This window comes from Ruegeria sp. CDSA034 (genome assembly GCF_059612275.1).
The window spans coordinates 1-16,862 of record NZ_JBXWQH010000006.1; the positions used below are offsets into that span (position 1 = coordinate 1).

Sequence of the window (16,862 nt, forward strand, 5' to 3'; positions counted from 1 at the left end):
CGACCCGTCAGCGCCGCCTCAGCAGCGCCGGTGAAGGGGGTTCTAAGTATAACCGCATAAGTCCGCAAGCAGAAAATGACCTCCTGGGCGAATTTTTTCCATTTTTCTACTTATTTGTTTTTTATCAATATCTTAAGTTGTATCATACACCCCTTCGAACGGCGATCTCATCAGTTGAGATACAAGTCGGACCTACACCTGCCTGCGCCTCCAGTAATCGTACCCCTATATATAGACAGGGCGCCCCATCACACCACAAGACTCAATCGAGTCGGAAGCGATTCAATGAGTCGGAACCGGCCTAAAAAACGGTGCTAGTACTCAATTCAGGTATGGAATCCGCGCGTGTCTACCTACGCCGGGCTTGCGCATTGGCCCGGGATGATGTGTGGTCGCCTCTGTAAGATGCCCGGGTTAGCCGTGAAATGACCACCGATACAGCCGACATGTTTCCACGCATAAATACCGTAGGCTATGACGGCCTTCTTGTTTCCTTTGCCGATGCCATGGCCGAACCCTCGAACCGGGCGGCGCTGGCCTTTAGGGGCGCAATCGACGCGGCATCCTGGGACGGTGTTGTCGAAACCTCTGCATCCCTTGCATCGGCCTATCTGAGGTTCGATCCCGACAAACTGCCTCGCACTGAAATCCAGGATAAAGTGCGACACCTACTTGCCCAGCAAAATTGGTTTGAGGCACCACTGCCTGTCGGTCGCAGGTTGTGGCGGGTCCCCACAGTTTATGGGGGCAAGCTTGCTCCGCAACTGGACGAGGCAGCGTCGGCGGCGGGGTTGGATTCCATGGAAGCCGTTCGGCGGCTGAGCGACACAAAGGTACGCGTATTAACCATTGGCTTTGCACCGGGGCAGCCGTATCTTGGTCCGCTTGGTCCTGAGTTTAATATTCCACGTCTGAAGGAACTGACTCCTATGGTCCCAGAGGGGGCCTTGGTAATGGCAATTTCCCAATTCGTACTGTTCTCGGGCCCCACTCCGACCGGTTGGCGGCACGTGGGCCAAACCGCATTTCGCTGCTTTCGCCCTGACGCACCGCAGAGCTTTGCGTTGAAGCCAGGGGATGAAATGCAGTTCCTGTCCGTTTCGCGCGACGAACTGGAAACCATCCGCGCCAACAACTCGGACGGCTCAGGCGGGGCCACCTGCGAGGAGATCGCGGGATGAGTCTGATTGTTCATCGCATTGGCCCGGCCTGCACCATACAAGACCAGGGTCGTGTCGGGTATCTGGATCAGGGGCTGTCCCGATCCGGCGCCGCCGACCAACTGGCCCTGCACGAGGGCGCAGCGTTGCTGCGTCAAAGCCCGGGACTTGCCGCTTTGGAAATGGCTGGAATGGGTGGCGAGTTCGAGGCAGCGCAATCTCTCGGCATCGCTCTGACAGGTGCTCCGATGCAAGCCAGCATTGATGGCGCACCTGTGGTCTGGAATGCGTCGCACCAGATGGAAGCCGGGCAGCGGCTGGTGATTGGTGCTGCGACGCGCGGGACCTATGGCTACCTGCATGTCAGCGGTGGGATCGCGTCCGAAGCCTTTCTGGGATCACGCTCAGCGCATTTGACCGCCAAGATCGGAAGCACCATTCAGACCGGAGATACATTGCCTGTCGCCGACGGATCAGGCGTGACGGGCATGAAACTCAACCCGGATGATCGCTTCTCGGGTGGCGTTCTACGCGTGATCGCCAGCTTTCAGACTCCCCTGTTTGATCAGGAAACGTTGGACCGCTTTGTGCAATCCGAGTTTCGGCGTGGCAGTCGGGCCAACCGAATGGGGATGCAGTTGGATAGCGAGGGCGAAGGTTTCGCGGCCCAGGGTCAGCTGAACATTCTGTCCGAGGTCATTACCCCCGGTGACATACAGATGACCGGAACAGGCAGCCCATTTATCCTGTTGCCTGAATGTCAGACCACCGGAGGTTATCCCCGTATCGCGACGGTTCTACCCTGTGACCTACCGCGCGCGGCACAAACCCCGGCGGGTGGGCAGATCAAGTTCGAATTCGTGTCACTGGACGAGGCCACAGCCCTGCAAACCGCCCACAAAGCCGAACTTGCCCGGCTACCTATGCGGGTCGAACCGCTGGTCCGCGATCCGCATGACATCCCGGACCTCTTGTCCTACCAATTGATCGGCGGAATGATCTCTGCCACCGACTAAGGAGTATCACCCATGCCAAGCGTCGATCTGAATGCCGATATGGGCGAAAGCTATGGCCCATGGAATATGGGCGATGATGAAAGTCTTCTGAAAATCATCACATCCGCCAATATCGCCTGCGGTTTTCACGCCGGTGACCCGGATGTGATGGCCAAGACGATGACCTTGGCCGCCGAAAACGGCGTTGGGATCGGCGCGCATCCCGGCTTCCCCGATCTCCAAGGATTTGGCCGCCGCAACATGAAAGTGCCCCATGCCAGCCTGCGCAATTTGGTTCGGTATCAACTGGGGGCGGCAATCGGAATGGCCAAGGCCGTTGGCACCGAAGTGCGGCACCTGAAACTGCACGGGGCGTTGGCCAACATGTGCTCGGTCGATATCGACATGGCCCGAGCCTGTTATCAGGGCGCGCTGGATGTCGATCCGGACATCATCATCATGGTTTTGGCCGTTACCAAACAAGAAGAAGCCGTGCGCGAACTGGGGTGCAAGTGGGTCGGCGAGATCTTTGCGGACCGGGCCTATAACGACGACGGAACCCTTGTCGACCGCAGCATGCCCGGCGCGGTTATTCATGACCCCGAAATTGCTGGACCGCGCATCCTGAACATGGTGCGCGAAGGTGCCATCATCACCGAAAGCGGCCAGCGGCTAGAGACATCCATCGACACGATCTGCTTGCATGGCGATGGCCCAACCGCAGTACAAATCGCCCGTTCGGTTCGCACATCCCTGATCGACGGCGGGGTCGATGTGACAAAATTCATGCGATAGAAAGAAGGGCGTAAGCCTGACGATCTATCCTCTGACTGTTGCCTGTATGGAATACAGACCCTAGCATGCCCGACAAGTGCATGTTCTGAATACCACAATTCCAAGCAACGCCATGCCGAACCGGTATAGGCAAGGAGGTTGGCCAATGTCTTTCGATCTGATGAATTACGAACCGCGCGGCGACAAAAAGAACTCAGAGTTCTTTCACCAATATTTGCCGATGATCTACGAACGCCGCAAAAGCTCGGGCGTGGCTGATCAGGTCGGGGCGATGCAGGCGATCGTCATTCAGGTCGAACCGGACGCGATGTTCGACACGCTGATCGAGCTTTATGTCATGACACCCTACCGACATACGGCCAGCTATCTGGGTCAGACGCACAAATTTGCGGTGTTGCATTCGCACTCCGACTATCCTGCGATTATCGTCATGGCGCCACTAAGCCCGACATTCGAAGACTTTATTCCGCGCATCAACCGTATGTACCCGCTGGCCCGCAACACCCCCCAGACCCGCTATGTCGGAGAGGTTTATGGCGCCACGGACCTCAAGACCCTGACCAAAACGCTTGAAGATCAGAACATCAGGTTTGAGTACAAGGGAGACACCGAAAACCCGTTCTACACTTCGGACGGGTTCAGATTTACGTCGCCGTCCGATTTCACCTGTAACAGGGTTGGCTACTCATCCCTGGATTTCAACGACACCGACAGCCTTGGTCTGGGTGACCGGATATTGCTGAGCAATGACGAACAGGCGCGGCTGGATCAGGCGGCGGCATTCGGGGTCGACAGCAAAATCGCGCCTTTGATGCTGGGGGTCGACCACCTTGCAACACGCATTCTAGCCGGCGAGCGTGAGGACGCCATCCTCGAGTTTCTGACCATGGTGCCCTATTACTTTTGGGGCGCGTACAACATCTTTGAGATGAATTCCTCGACCAACGTGAACCGGAACGCGAATGTCGACGATGACAAGAAATCCCCCGCCAAGGTCTTCACCGCAAACAACACGCCCTCCTTCGTCAATTCCTTTGAACAGCTGCCGATGCCAACCGAGGATTTCGTTCGGAACTTTGGCCGTCGCCTGCACCACATGGCAATCGAGATTCATGACGGCGACCACGGCGCGGGTGAAAAGAACGTCGATTTTGTGGTCAACACACTCAAGGATGAAGGGGTGCCGTTCCTGGCCCATGTGGTGGGCGAGTGTAAGGATGATCCGAACCTCAAACAGATCTTCTCAAAGCATTCGAAGTACACGCTGTTGATCACCGAGTATATCGAACGTTGCCACCACTATGACGGGTTCTTTACCAAGGATAACGTTGCCGCCCTGACCGCTGCGGCGGGTCAGGATGAACAATACGAACACGGCCACGTCTTCGACTGACAAAAAAAGGCTGCGAGTTTCCTCGCAGCCCAGATCCATTCAGGAGAGTATGTCGGGCCTTATGACGGCCCGATCATGAAACAAGTCACATTCCGGGCCTGCAACCGGCGGCAGGCCAGATCGGCCTGTTCGCGGGTCATGCCCTGAAATGTCGCGTCGAAGCCGCGCGAGCTTTGGTTCACCTTGCGCAGCGTGCCTTCCAGAGTGGTCATTTCCGACAGGGCCGTTTTCAGCAAAATCTTTTCCGCCTCATATCGGGTGGTGTAACGGCCAACGTTCACGCCCCATAGCCGTCCGCCCGATGTTGACAGTCGGGTCACGATCTCTTGCTCGGGTTCGGGCTGCACTGCCGGATCGGTCGAGGCCAGTACCAGGTCAGCCGGGCGCGCAGCGGGACGGGGTGCGTCACCATCACCAGAGGGCTGAATGTCGGCGGCCGCGATTGCTGCGGCGATACCATCCTTGATGCGCGTGCCATTTTTGGCAGCCGTCTCAGCCACAGCGCCAGCAACCTGAACTGCGGCACCCGGTCCGGGGCGCAGAACGGGGCGCAGACTGGATTTTGGCGCGATAGTCAGGGCCGCGACTGTCGCTCCCAATCCTGCGTTTCCGGCATAGGTCGGGCGCGCCGGCTTGCGGATCGGGGCGCGCGAGGGGGCGCGGCGGAAGCCCATATCCAGCAATTCGGCCACTTTGGCGTTCCGCGATGCGCCGGATTTACCGCCAAAGACAGTTGCTATGATGCGTTCGTCCTTGCGCTTGGCCGATGCAACCAGGTTAAAGCCCGCAGCCCGCGTGTATCCGGTCTTGATCCCGTCCGCGCCTTTATAGGCCGCCAACAGGCGACGGTTCGTGTTTGGAACCGTCTTGATCCCCGCATGCGTGGATTGACGTGAGAACAGGTTGTAATACTGCGGATAATCATAAAGCAGGTGGCGACCCAACGTGGTCATATCCCGCGCGGTCGACAAATGACCTGATTCCGTCAGGCCATGTGCGTTCTTGAACGTTGTGCGGCTCATACCCATGGCCTTGGCCGTGCGCGTCATGCGACGGGCGAATGCTGCTTCGGATCCACTGATCGCGATGCCAATCGCCGTGGCCGCATCATTGGCGGACTTCACGGCAGCCGCCCGGATCAGATATCGGAACGCAATGGTTTGTCCGGTGCGAAGACCCAGCTTCGAGGGGGGTTCAGAAGAGGCCTTTTTTGTAATCCGAACGGGCGTGTCCAAGGTGATCTCACCATTCCGCACCGCCTCGAATGCAATGTAGAGTGTCATCATCTTGGTCAGAGAGGCCGGATGCAGTCGGGTGTCAGCATTGCGCGAATGCAGAACCTCGCCTGTCCGGGCGTCGATGACCATCGCCGCATATGGTGCCGCAAATCCCTGCAACGGCGCGAAGGAGAGCAGCCACAAGAATGCTATAAGAAATAAGCCCATCCGGGCCGGAACTGTCCGCCGAACCTGCACGATCTTTGCCTCTGTCTACCTCAGGCCGCCGGGTTTTCCCGGTCAGCGTTAATTATTTTTTATTGCCTACAAGGCTAACACAGAGACCCAATGAAATAAACCGAAAGCGTGCAAATTCGCTGTTTTGTTAAGCGTCCGAATCGGCACTACATGTAGACGCGCGCAGCCCGCAACCTACCACATCCACGCAAATTGAACGCCTTAGCGTAATTCCCGCCCCGTTTTTTGAAAACTGAGACCAATTGGCAACATCAACTTAGGCGCTGAACCAGATCGGCAAGTTCGCCCAAATCCCGCATCTCGCGATAGCGCGGATTGCCCGCAGGGGTTTCGGCCTTTTCGATCTCCCAAACCAACCCATGGGGCACATAGACGCCCCAACACCCGGCCTGAATTGGGGCAACGACATCGGACCGCATCGAATTGCCTACCATCATTGCAGATTCGGGCCCGTCACCATGCCGCGCAAAGATATCGCGGTAGGTTTGTGCTGACTTTTCGGACACGATTTCGACCTCGTCGAACAACTCTCCCAGACCGGATTGCGCCAGCTTTCTCTCTTGATCGATCAGGTCGCCCTTGGTGATCAGAATCACCTTATGCGTATCAGTCACCGCTTCGATGGCCTCGCGCGCGTGGGGCAAAAGCTCGATCGGGTGGGCCAGCATGTCCTGCCCCGCTTCGACCAACTGGCGGATAACCGAGGCTGGAACACGGTCGTCGGTCACTTCGATTGCGGTTTCGATCATCGACAGGGTGAAGCCTTTGATTCCGTAGCCGTAGTGCCGGATATTGCGTTTTTCCGCAGCAAGCAGCCGATCCAACAGGTGATCGCGATCAGCGTGATCGGCCAGCAATTCCGTGAAATGGGTCTGCGTCAGTTTAAAAAACCGCTCGTTGTGCCAAAGCGTGTCGTCGGCGTCGAACCCAATTGTGGTCAGCGCTTTTTCCATTTCGATTACGTCCTGCTGGCTCTTTTCTCTGGCCCCATGCACGTTATATAACCGATCAGACAAACCGAAGCCTGAATCGGACAAAGGCGCAATGACTGGACACAAATGGATGATGTCTGACCAACCGGACAACGACGATGATCCGTCGCTGTTGGTGCAGACGCGCCCTAAGACCAAGCGTCCGCCGTTGTACAAAGTACTGCTGCTAAACGACGACTACACGCCGATGGAATTCGTGGTGCATGTGCTGGAGCGTTTCTTTGGCATGACCCATGCCGAGGCGTTTGAAATCATGTTGATCGTCCACAAGAAAGGCGTCGCCGTGGTTGGCGTGTTCAGCCATGAGATCGCCGAAACCAAAGTGGGCCAGGTCATGGACTTTGCCCGCAGGCACCAGCACCCCCTGCAATGCACAATGGAACGGGAAGAGTAAGGCCACCTTAGCCTTCTCTCTCATATTTGCCGATGTCCCCTCGTCTTGATCTTGCCATGCAAAGCGGCCTTGAGCTGTCGCAACCACTCAGCGTGCTTGGACCGACATCCGACAGCGATCTGTCGGCCCTGCCGCGTGAAACGCAGGTTGTGCAGCCATTCAAACCGTTTCACGACCACTTTGCCGGACAGGGCTTTGCCGCCGTCCCGGAAGCCCACGACCCTTGCCAGGATGCCATCGTGATCATGCCCCGCGCCAAGGCGTTGGCGCGCAGCATGGTGCATCAGGCCTGTCAGCGGGCCAGCGGACTGATTGTCATAGACGGTGCCAAAACCGACGGCGTCGATAGTCTGCTGAAAGACATCCGCAAACGCGTTGACGTCGAAGGGCCCATCGCCAAGGCGCATGGCAAGATCTTCTGGTTCCAATCCGCACCCGAGGCTTTTGCCGACTGGGCCGCCCCGAACAATCAGACAGTCGATGGCTTTCAGACCGCGCCCGGTGTGTTCTCGGCTGATGGGATTGACCCTGCCTCGGCCCTGCTGCTGGGCGCATTACCCGAAAAGCTGGGTGCAAGGATCGCTGATTTGGGCGCTGGCTGGGGGTATCTCGCAGCCGGTGTGCTAAAGGCCGCCAATCCGCGCGCGTTACATCTTGTCGAGGCTGACCAGATCGCCCTTACCTGCGCACGCGTCAATTTGGCCAAGACCTGCGCGCAGTTCCACTGGGCCGACGCCGTCGCGTGGAACGCGCCAGAACCGTTGGACACGGTGATCATGAACCCTCCGTTCCACACATCGCGCGCCGCCGACCCTGAGCTGGGTCAGGGCTTTATCAAATCCGCAGCTCGAAACCTGACCCGGAGCGGCAATCTGTGGATGGTCGCAAATCGCCACCTGCCCTACGAGGTCACGCTGGCCGAGAATTTCGTACAGGTTCAAGAGGTGTCCGGCGACAATCGGTTCAAGGTGTTTCACGCCTCTCGCCCTCGACGGTGATCCCGGTTAACCTCTGCCGCAAATCAGGAGACAACGCATGTCCTTTTCCATAGCCGGCAAGACCGCCATTGTCACAGGCAGCGCCAATGGTGTCGGACTGGCCATCGGGCGCCACTTTGCGGATGCCGGGGCCAATGTCATGTTCGCCGACATGGACGAAAAACGGCTGTCCGACGAGCTTGGCGAACAGGCCGATGACAGCAACATCCGGTTTTTTGCTGGCGACCTGCGGGAAAAGCTGACCATCGCGAACCTGCTGTCTGCCACGCTTGATGCGTTTGATCAGGTGGACATCCTGATCAATGGCGCGCGCCAGGTGATCCCGTCCGATCCACTGGACGCGGACGACGATTCCGTACGCATGCTGCTCAATCAGAACCTGATGCCCTCGCTGCGCCTAAGCCAGGCGGTCGCCAAACGCATGATAAAACAAGCAGGTGACACTGACGAAGGCCCCGCCGGGTCGATCATCAACCTGTCTTCAATCGCGGCGCGACGCACCCACCCTGATCTGATGGCATATTCCGTATCCACCGCCGCGTTGGATCAAATGACACGTTCATTGGCCGTTGCCCTTGCCCCGAAACGGATCCGCGTTAATTCCATCGCGCTGGGATCGGTCATGAGCGCCTCGCTGCAGTCCACGCTCAAGGAAAATCGGGATTTTCGCAACGATATCGAGAGACATACGCCCTTGGCCCGGATCGCAGCCCCGAACGAACTGACCGAAACGGCACAGTTCCTGGCCTCGGATGCAGCCGGCTTCATCACCGGACAAATTCTGACAATTGATGGCGGCCGCACCTTGCTGGACCCCGTCGCAGCCCCGGCTCATTAATCCCTATGTTCGATACCGAAAAATCAACCGCCGCCGCGTGGTTCCGCCAATTGCGCGATGAGATTGTCGCCGCGTTTGAGGCACTTGAAGACACCCACAACTCTGGCCCTTTTGCAGACGCAGCACCTGGCCGGTTCGAGGTCAAGGAAACCAAACGCCAATCCGAGGACGGCAGCGATGCGGGCGGCGGGTTGATGTCCGTGATGCGTGGCGGGCGAGTCTTTGAAAAGGTCGGCGTCAATGTCTCGACCGTATACGGCACTTTGGGTGCGCGAGCGCAACAGGCCATGGCGGCGCGTAAGGGGATTCCGGGGATGGCCGAAGATCCGCGTTTCTGGGCGTCGGGAATTTCTCTGGTCGCGCATATGCAAAACCCGCATGTACCGGCCGTTCATATGAACACCCGCATGTTCTGGACCCCGCACGCATGGTGGTTCGGCGGCGGTTCGGACCTGAATCCCTGCATCGAATATGATGAGGACACAGCGCATTTTCATGCCACCCAAAAGGCGCATCTGGATCCACATGGTCCCGGCCATTACCCTCGCCTGAAAGACTGGGCTGATGAGTATTTCTATATCCCTCACCGCAAGCGCGCCCGAGGCGTAGGCGGGATATTCATGGATGACTATTGCACCGGAGACTGGGCCGCAGATTTCGCGCTGACCCAGGATATCGGTCGCGCGTTCCTGCCTGCTTTCCTGCCATTGGTGGAAAAGCGCCGAGTCCAGGGTTTTGACGAAGCGGCCAAAGACACGCAACTGGTGCATCGGGGCCTTTATGCCGAATACAACCTCGTCTACGACCGGGGCACAAAATTCGGGCTGGAAACCGGCCATGACCCGGATGCGGTGTTGATGAGCCTTCCTCCAATGGCAAAATGGGCCTGATAGATTAGCGGAACCCAAAATCCAGGAAGTTGTCAAAGCAATAGCCCTGCGCGGACCCCGCCGACATGTTCTCACCCACACGTTTTACGGTAATCGAATATCCCGGCGTGGTATCGACACCATCGGGTGGGGTGAGTGAAAACTGCACCGTGCGCACGCCTTTTTCGTAGGCCCGAACTATATAGATACGCTGGGTTGCTTTTGTTCTCAGGCTGCGAATAGCAAAGTCGCCTATCCCGCACCAATACGCGACCGGGGCCGAAGACCCACTGACGGCGACCTCGTAAACACCGTTGTTCATAGGAGTGACTGTGGTTTTAAAACCCGGGTAAGCGCCGATTCCGATCCCAATTCCCTGTGCAAATAAAGGCGACACCGCAAATGTTGCCAGGGCCGCTATTTTCAAAACTCGCATAATGGCAATTCCTGTTTCGAAACACTTATTCAAGATCATACCGGACACGTGGTCCGAGTAAAGCGGCACCATTTTCGGGAATTCGGCCGACAGGACCCCGACACAGCACATACAGGCAAATCAGTATCATTTTTGATTATAAGCAATTAGGATCAAGGCATATATTGGCTGGGGTTTGTTTTGAGCAAAGCGTTTCCAAATGACTGGTTTGATATCCCGTCCGAAAAATACGCGGATTTCGGCGCCATGTTCTATCTTGCATCGCTGACCAATACACACAGGCCGCGCACCCTCGGGCAGGTGCTCTATGCTTTTGAAACGCCTTTTCGGCTGAACCAGTACCACATTTTCCGGCAGAACGGTTTCCCACGCGGGTTTGTGACCTTCGCCGGCCTCAGCCCCGAAGCCGAGCGTCGGTACGCCATTCAGGAAAAACCGCTGAAAGATACGGACTTTGCCAGCGGCACGTCCTTCTGGATCGTCGACCTTGTGGCCCCGTTTGGACAGACCAACCAGATCGTCGAAATACTGAAAAAAGAAATCCCCCACCCTCGGGTCCGAACCAATCGGATGGACAGCGACCTGACCCGAAATCGCATCGTGGAGTGGACCCGCGACGACGCGGGGGACGTACACATGAAGGTTTACCGGAAGAAAGAATTTCGTGAGGTCCTGAAAATGGAGAGGTCTTGAAATGGTATCGATAGTAGGGACAACAACTGGCTTTGTAACCGGAGACCCTCCAAATGTGGCAACCGGAGATTTGGGTCTGGACGGCTTTCCGCTGTCGCAAAACTGGACCATATCTCAACAACCGTTGCTGGGTGTCGCATCCATTGATCCCAATACCGGCGAGTGGACCTATACGGTCAACCAAAGCGATTTTGACGATATCCCGTTTGGAGATATCGTCACCGATACCTTCACCGTGCAAGTCACCGGGCTTGAAATTGACAGTTCCCTGAATATCGCTCCCTACAACCTGACCCAGGTTATCACCATCACTCTTGAAGGCGTGTGCTTTACTGCGGGCACGTTGATCCAGGCCGAAAGTGGCAGTCGAATGATAGAAACCCTGAGCGTTGGCGACAATGTGATGACTGTAGATCGCGGGCTGCAACCGATCCGGTGGGTGGAAAGCAGCGCCTTATCGCCGGACCGATTGCGAGACAATCCGGCCATGCGCCCGGTTCGGATCAAAGCTGGCAGCCTTGGCGCAGGACGGCCCGAACGCGATCTGCTGGTATCACAGCAACACCGCATTCTGGTCAGCGGACCAAAGGTCGAGCTTTTGTTCGGCGCGCCCGACGCGCTGGTTGCGGCCAAGCACCTTTGTTCCTGGCCAGGTATCGCGATTGACACCTCGGATGACCCGGTCGAGTATTTTCACATCCTGCTGGATAGCCACGAAATACTGACAGCCGAGGGCGCACTGGCTGAAAGCCTCTATCTCGGCGAAGAATCCCTGTACACTCTGTCCTCGGACGCATTGCAGGAGCTCGCCGCCATTTTCCCGGACACAGCCATGCCGAATGGGCTAGGATTCGGCCGAGCAGCCCGCCTGATCCTGCGAGAATTCGAAGCCCGCGCGCTGGCTTAGACCCCGCGCAAGTGCCCACCCACGTCTTGCGGTGCCAGTGCGACCGTTTTGATGACCGCAAAACAGGGTTTGCCCGGTTCCAATCCCAACGCTTCGACGGAACGGCGAGTAACCCGGGCCAAAACAGAACCCGCGGGTGTTCTTACGGACACAATAGCACCCGGCCCTTCGCCCGCGCGGATCGTGTCGACCGTACCTTCCAGAACATTTAAAGCCGAAAGACCCTCGGGGCGTTTGCTGGACAGAATAACCTCTTGCGCGGGAATGCGGATTCGCAGTTCTTCCGCAATTTGCAGGGGTACCCGGGGCAGAAACAAAGACGACCCGCCTGCGTCCAACTCAGTCAGCCCGTCCGAATGATGTTTGACGACCCGAACCTGCAACACTGCACCGACAGCCCGCACACCAGCCGGTGCGACTGACGGATCGGCTAATACTTCGGAGGCAGGGCCATGCCGCAGGACCTTGCCCTCTTGCAACGCGACAACCGACGTCGCCAAACGCGCAACTTCCGCGGCCGAGTGTGTGACGTACAAAATTGGTACTGAAACCTCATCCCGCAGCCGTTCAAAATAAGGCAATATCTCAGCCTTTCGCGCGTCGTCCAATGCGGCCAGAGGCTCATCCGCAAGGATCAACCGTGGACTGGCCAGAAGAGCGCGGCCAATGGCAACGCGCTGCTTTTCCCCGCCGGACAACCCCGAGGGGCGCCGGTTCAACAGGTGCCCGATCCCCAGCATTTCGATCACTTTGTCCGGGCTTTCGCGGCGCGCACCCTTGGGCGCGAACCATTTTCCGTAGAACAGGTTCTGGCGCACAGTGAGATGTGGGAAAAGACGACCTTCCTGAAAGATATAGCCCAGCCGCCTTTTGTGCGGCGGCAACCAAAGGCCTTGCGCGGTGTCAAATAGCTCCCACTCGTCTACAGCAACCCGACCGGCCATGGGTTTCACCAAACCGGCGACTGCATTTACGATGGTTGTCTTTCCAGACCCGGACCGCCCAAACAGAACCGTCACACCGGGTGGGGCATCAAAACTCAGATCCAGCTTGAGGTCAGGCAGATCGTGCTGCAGGCGAACGGACAGGCTCATGATCCGGCCACCCGCGCCGCAACGCGCCGCCCAATGAACTCGGACAACAGCAGCGCGCTCATGGCAACCACGATCGAGATCACCACCAAACGGGTGGCCGCAGCTTCGCCACCCGGAACTTGCAGGAAGGCATAGACCGCTGACGGCAGGGTTTGCGTCTGACCGGGGATGTTCGACACAAAGGTAATCGTTGCCCCGAACTCTCCCATCGCTTTGGCAAAGGCCAGTATTGCACCGGCGATGACGCCGGGCAGGATCATCGGAAGGGTCACCGTGGCAAACACAAACAGACGTGATGCACCCAGTGTGGCCCCGGCCTGTTCCAGTTTGGGGTCCACAGCTTCGATCGACAGGCGTATGGCCCTCACCATCAGCGGAAATGCCATGATACCCGCGGCAAGGGCAGCCCCGGTCCAACGAAACGCCACGACAATTCCGATCTCTGCCAGCAACTTGCCCAGCGGCCCCTGAATTCCAAATGTCAGAAGAAGCAGATAGCCGGTCACCACCGGCGGCAGGATCAACGGCAGATGCACCAGCCCATTCAAGACCTGCCGACCCGGAAACCGCCAACGTGCCAGCGCGTAGGCAACGAATATGCCCAACGGCAATGTCACCAGTGTTGCCCAAAACGACACACGTAGCGACAACTTCAGCGCCTCAAGCTCTGCAGGTCCCAACCACCCCATACCGCTATCCGTTCGGCAGGGTGAAACCCTGCTTTTCAAAAACAGCCCGCGCGGCCTGAGATTGCAGGTGATTCAGAAACACCCGCGCGGATTCAGCACCGGCAGCCGTCAGAGCCGCCGGGTAGATGATGGGCGGATGCAGGTCGGGCGAAAATTCGGCGATGACACGAACCCGTCCCTCGACCTGCGCGTCGGATCGGTAAACGATCCCCATTGGGGCAGCACCTGTGGCAACAAGTGCAAGGGCTGCGCGCACGCTATCCGTCTGGGCGATCTGACCCTGAATGCCCTGCCACAGCCCCAGGCTTTCCAACGCCGCCTTTCCGTAGATCCCAGCCGGCACGGCATCAACCAGCGCCATGGCCAGATATCCACCGTCCAGTGCGGAGCCCAAAGCGACCCCGGGCCGCATTTCGCCAATGTCAGCCCCTTCGCTCCCAGCGACCAGAACCAGGCCATTGCCCAGCAAATCTACACGAGTTGTGGGGTCAATTAGGCCCTGATCTTGCAGCACATTCATCCAATCAACGTTGGCGGAAATGAACAGGTCTGCCGGGGCACCCAACTGAATCTGGCGCGCCAGAACGGACGAGGCCGCGTAAGATACAGTTATGCCCTGCCCAGTTTCCTGCTCAAATTCAGATGCCACCTCATCAAGCGCAGTCTTGAGGCTGGCCGCAGCAAACACCAAAGTCCCCTCTGCCCCCGCGCGAAGCGGGGCCAGCGTCAAAGCGCCCAGAACCAGGGCCGCAATCAGAACTCGGCGCGCGTGGGACAGGATCGGTTTTCTCCCGCCTGGAAAGTTGCAGTTCCTTTGGGGATATCTGAGGCGGCAGGTGACACGCAAGCGCCTTTGCAATCGCCCACGACGTAGAACGCAAAACGACAGGCCCCTCACAATCGAAACGACCCCGCAACACGAGGCACGGCGAATTTCCCGCCCGATTGAATTGTCAGTGGCTAACAAATCAGATTCTGGGAAAGAAATTCTGCCAGACCCTCTTGCACCCGGGCGCAGGCTTAGCTAAATGCACCGTCACGGGTGATTAGCTCAGTTGGTAGAGCGCTTCGTTTACACCGAAGATGTCGGGAGTTCGAGTCTCTCATCACCCACCATCCTTTCCTCGCAATGTATCAAAGTCTTACGCGAATAGCACCTTTTGCTGTGCCACCCGTGGAACTGTGTTCGCTGCGCATCGTCTTTGCATTCTGGTAGGTAGTTTGCTCTGTGTTTCTCTATTGGCTCGAGTTTATTGCCCCCCAGCTTTAGACAACATAGCCTTCGCATAATCACGTTTTGCTGTTGCGCGGTCCTCAAAGCGAGCATGCACAACGCAAAAGAAAAGGGCGCCGTCATCTCGGCCGTTGCGAGGCGTAAACCAATCAAAGGGGTCGGTGGGCTCTATCGATGCAATCTGATTGGTTGGTGTAGCAAAAGGTGCGACACTGGCTTCACTATTTGTAATATCATCGAGCAGCGTTGGACGGGCCGTGCCGGTATCCGGTGTGAGAATACCCATGATCTGCTCGCGACCAGCCGGAACGAAACGCACGCTCTCCTCGACTGGAAACCGGATCGGCTGTCCGGCATAAACATCTCGCTGCACTTCACTGTTCTTAACAACAAGGGATCCGTTAACGAGCACATACGGAATGCCTTCCGACGGAAGACCTTGCTGACCGAGAGTATAGTTCGCCTTTTCGGTCACAGTCTCCGGATCAAAAATCGTGATGTCCGCGACCATGCCTTCTTGCATTCGCCCACGCACCTGCATTGCCCGCAAGCCCGTGTCACCTAATCGCTTCGCATGGATGTAACTTAGCTGAGTGAGTGTGAGCATAAGCGGCACATTCGCTTCGCGCGCCAGTCTCAAGACAAGCGCGTGGCTGCCTGCTGACCGAGGATGCCCCGCATAGTCTTCATAGGGGGCATCCCAACTCATCAGATTGCCCTCGATATCCAGCCCGGCCATACCGTCGCCCGAGATACCATAGCCTGCGATGGTGATCCAATCATTCAGCCATTGCTCCCTTGGCGGGCTAAAAACAATTGCCGTCCGTCCCGGTTCATTCTCAGCGAAGCTCAAAAACTCGTCTTTTGTCACGAAGCGATCGAGCTGGGGGTCAAAGATGGTGTCTTCGTATTTGTACCCCATCGAACCTTCCCAATTTTCAGGGGCGATGATCGAGGCTCCGTAGTTTCCCGATCCGGCGGTCCAAGGATAGTAACTGGACCAGACATTGTAGCCTTGATCGCGGGCCATTTGGAGTTTTTCCTGATTTTCCCACCAGCCATAGTCATTGTCATGGTGTATGTGGAGCGGTGCGCCAAGCACCATCGCGTTGACCAAGATTTCATTTACACCCGTCTGTGTTTCTGTCGGTGTAGAAGCACTGGGATGAAATCGGTGATGGACGGAAGTCAGTCTACCGTAACGCGCCGCAGCCCGCTGCGCTTCGAACATCTCATAGGTGGTAATACCTTCGCGGGCGTAGCCGATGGTCGATCCCACACCGAGTGCTCCAAGACGTAGTCCCTCATCCAACTGGGCAGTGATTTCGTTCATCTGCTCGCGGTTGCTTGGAACAGAAGACCACCCCTCGACGCCATCTTCCACGGATTGTGCCCGCAGTGCGAAGAAGTTCCGGAAGTCTATATCCCCACCTTCAAGCACGAGGCCGTCATGAACCCGCATCCGTGCGAATTCTTGCCCAACGACCGTGCCATAGTTTGCCTGTGTTGCGCCTTCGCGCGCACTATACCATTCGTCGATGTTCGCTGCCCCAACCTCAAAATCCATTTGAGTCGTCACGCCATCACGAAGGTTTACCTTGATACCCCAAGGGTCCAGCCCGTGCTGCTCGAGATCGATAAACCCGGGGGCAACAACGTGCCCTGTTGCGTCGATGGACTCGCTACCATTAATTTCTTCGTCAGTAATTGCAGTGATCCAGCCGTTGCTTATTCCCACGTTAGCGATCTGATCGAACCCGGTTTCCGGGTCCATTACCCGACCGTTGAGAATGACAACGTCGTAAGTCTGCGCGAAACACAAAGTCGAACACACAGACAACGTGCATGCCAGAAACAAGGTACGCATGGATAGATCCTCTCTTTTGTCGACAAAACTGAG

Annotated in this window: 17 protein-coding genes and 1 tRNA gene; 11 read left to right on the top strand and 7 right to left on the bottom strand. The window is 57.3% G+C overall.

Annotated elements, in window-relative coordinates:
- The first annotated feature begins 425 nt into the window (after nt 1-425).
- From AC2FLJ_RS11835 to AC2FLJ_RS11850, 4 genes are all read left to right on the top strand, one after another.
- The gene (locus AC2FLJ_RS11835; protein ID WP_496698979.1) at nt 426-1,181 is read left to right on the top strand and encodes a 5-oxoprolinase subunit B family protein; all 756 of its coding nucleotides are present in this window, start codon (nt 426-428) and stop codon (nt 1,179-1,181) included.
- Nucleotides 1,178-2,176 carry a 5-oxoprolinase subunit C family protein gene (locus AC2FLJ_RS11840; RefSeq protein WP_496698977.1) on the top strand — a complete coding sequence of 333 codons (999 nt, stop codon included), beginning with the start codon at nt 1,178-1,180 and terminating at the stop codon, nt 2,174-2,176. The genes AC2FLJ_RS11835 and AC2FLJ_RS11840 overlap by 4 nt, the downstream gene beginning before the upstream one ends.
- Nucleotides 2,177-2,188: 12 nt before the next feature.
- Nucleotides 2,189-2,950 carry a LamB/YcsF family protein gene (locus AC2FLJ_RS11845; protein ID WP_496705948.1) on the top strand — a complete coding sequence of 254 codons (762 nt, stop codon included), beginning with the start codon at nt 2,189-2,191 and terminating at the stop codon, nt 2,948-2,950.
- Between the two features lie 145 nt (nt 2,951-3,095).
- Entirely contained in the window at nt 3,096-4,343 is a 1,248-nt protein-coding gene (locus tag AC2FLJ_RS11850; protein WP_496698973.1) for a hypothetical protein, read from the top strand.
- Between the two features lie 59 nt (nt 4,344-4,402).
- On the opposite strand, the gene AC2FLJ_RS11855 is transcribed toward AC2FLJ_RS11850, so the two are convergent.
- Nucleotides 4,403-5,788 carry a D-alanyl-D-alanine carboxypeptidase family protein gene (locus AC2FLJ_RS11855; protein WP_058271959.1) on the bottom strand — a complete coding sequence of 462 codons (1,386 nt, stop codon included), beginning with the start codon at nt 5,786-5,788 and terminating at the stop codon, nt 4,403-4,405.
- Nucleotides 5,789-6,069: 281 nt separating this feature from the next.
- Nucleotides 6,070-6,771, bottom strand: coding sequence for an HAD family hydrolase (locus tag AC2FLJ_RS11860; protein WP_108862207.1), 702 nt, complete (start codon nt 6,769-6,771; stop codon nt 6,070-6,072).
- A gap of 91 nt (nt 6,772-6,862) precedes the next feature.
- On the opposite strand from AC2FLJ_RS11860, the gene clpS reads away from it, so the two are divergent.
- From clpS to hemF, 4 genes are read left to right on the top strand one after another with little or no spacing between them, the layout of a single operon-like run.
- Entirely contained in the window at nt 6,863-7,204 is a 342-nt protein-coding gene (gene clpS, locus AC2FLJ_RS11865; RefSeq protein WP_496705951.1) for an ATP-dependent Clp protease adapter ClpS, read from the top strand.
- Nucleotides 7,205-7,236: 32 nt separating this feature from the next.
- Entirely contained in the window at nt 7,237-8,202 is a 966-nt protein-coding gene (locus AC2FLJ_RS11870) for a class I SAM-dependent methyltransferase (RefSeq protein ID WP_282169698.1), read from the top strand.
- 37 nt (nt 8,203-8,239) lie between these two features.
- The gene (locus tag AC2FLJ_RS11875) at nt 8,240-9,040 is read left to right on the top strand and encodes an SDR family NAD(P)-dependent oxidoreductase (RefSeq protein WP_058271963.1); all 801 of its coding nucleotides are present in this window, start codon (nt 8,240-8,242) and stop codon (nt 9,038-9,040) included.
- A 5-nt stretch (nt 9,041-9,045) separates the two neighbouring features.
- Complete coding sequence (gene hemF, locus AC2FLJ_RS11880; protein ID WP_496698969.1) at nt 9,046-9,930, top strand: oxygen-dependent coproporphyrinogen oxidase; 885 nt, start codon at nt 9,046-9,048, stop codon at nt 9,928-9,930.
- Nucleotides 9,931-9,934: 4 nt separating this feature from the next.
- Here hemF and AC2FLJ_RS11885 read toward each other — a convergent pair whose 3' ends face one another.
- On the bottom strand, nt 9,935-10,231 hold the full coding sequence (locus AC2FLJ_RS11885; protein WP_496698967.1) for a hypothetical protein: 297 nt from the start codon (nt 10,229-10,231) through the stop codon (nt 9,935-9,937).
- Between the two features lie 294 nt (nt 10,232-10,525).
- On the opposite strand from AC2FLJ_RS11885, the gene AC2FLJ_RS11890 reads away from it, so the two are divergent.
- Both AC2FLJ_RS11890 and AC2FLJ_RS11895 read left to right on the top strand, forming a co-directional pair.
- Nucleotides 10,526-11,038: a toxin-activating lysine-acyltransferase gene (locus AC2FLJ_RS11890; RefSeq protein ID WP_496698965.1), complete on the top strand. Its 513-nt coding sequence runs from the start codon at nt 10,526-10,528 to the stop codon at nt 11,036-11,038.
- Between the two features lies 1 nt (nt 11,039).
- Nucleotides 11,040-11,945: a Hint domain-containing protein gene (locus AC2FLJ_RS11895; RefSeq protein WP_496698963.1), complete on the top strand. Its 906-nt coding sequence runs from the start codon at nt 11,040-11,042 to the stop codon at nt 11,943-11,945.
- Here AC2FLJ_RS11895 and modC read toward each other — a convergent pair.
- The 3 genes from modC to modA are packed head-to-tail and all read right to left on the bottom strand — an operon-like array spanning nt 11,942 to nt 14,506.
- Entirely contained in the window at nt 11,942-13,039 is a 1,098-nt protein-coding gene (gene modC, locus AC2FLJ_RS11900; RefSeq protein WP_496705954.1) for a molybdenum ABC transporter ATP-binding protein, read from the bottom strand. The genes AC2FLJ_RS11895 and modC overlap by 4 nt on opposite strands.
- On the bottom strand, nt 13,036-13,728 hold the full coding sequence (gene modB / locus AC2FLJ_RS11905) for a molybdate ABC transporter permease subunit (protein ID WP_058278495.1): 693 nt from the start codon (nt 13,726-13,728) through the stop codon (nt 13,036-13,038). The genes modC and modB overlap by 4 nt, the downstream gene beginning before the upstream one ends.
- A gap of 4 nt (nt 13,729-13,732) precedes the next feature.
- The gene (modA, locus tag AC2FLJ_RS11910) at nt 13,733-14,506 is read right to left on the bottom strand and encodes a molybdate ABC transporter substrate-binding protein (RefSeq protein ID WP_432653452.1); all 774 of its coding nucleotides are present in this window, start codon (nt 14,504-14,506) and stop codon (nt 13,733-13,735) included.
- A gap of 262 nt (nt 14,507-14,768) precedes the next feature.
- Between modA and AC2FLJ_RS11915 the strand changes: the two genes are divergently transcribed.
- Nucleotides 14,769-14,844 (top strand) — tRNA-Val (locus AC2FLJ_RS11915).
- A gap of 134 nt (nt 14,845-14,978) precedes the next feature.
- On the opposite strand, the gene AC2FLJ_RS11920 is transcribed toward AC2FLJ_RS11915, so the two are convergent.
- Nucleotides 14,979-16,829, bottom strand: a complete 1,851-nt coding sequence (locus AC2FLJ_RS11920; protein WP_496698959.1) for an amidohydrolase family protein — start codon at nt 16,827-16,829, stop codon at nt 14,979-14,981.
- Nucleotides 16,830-16,862: the final 33 nt, after the last annotated feature.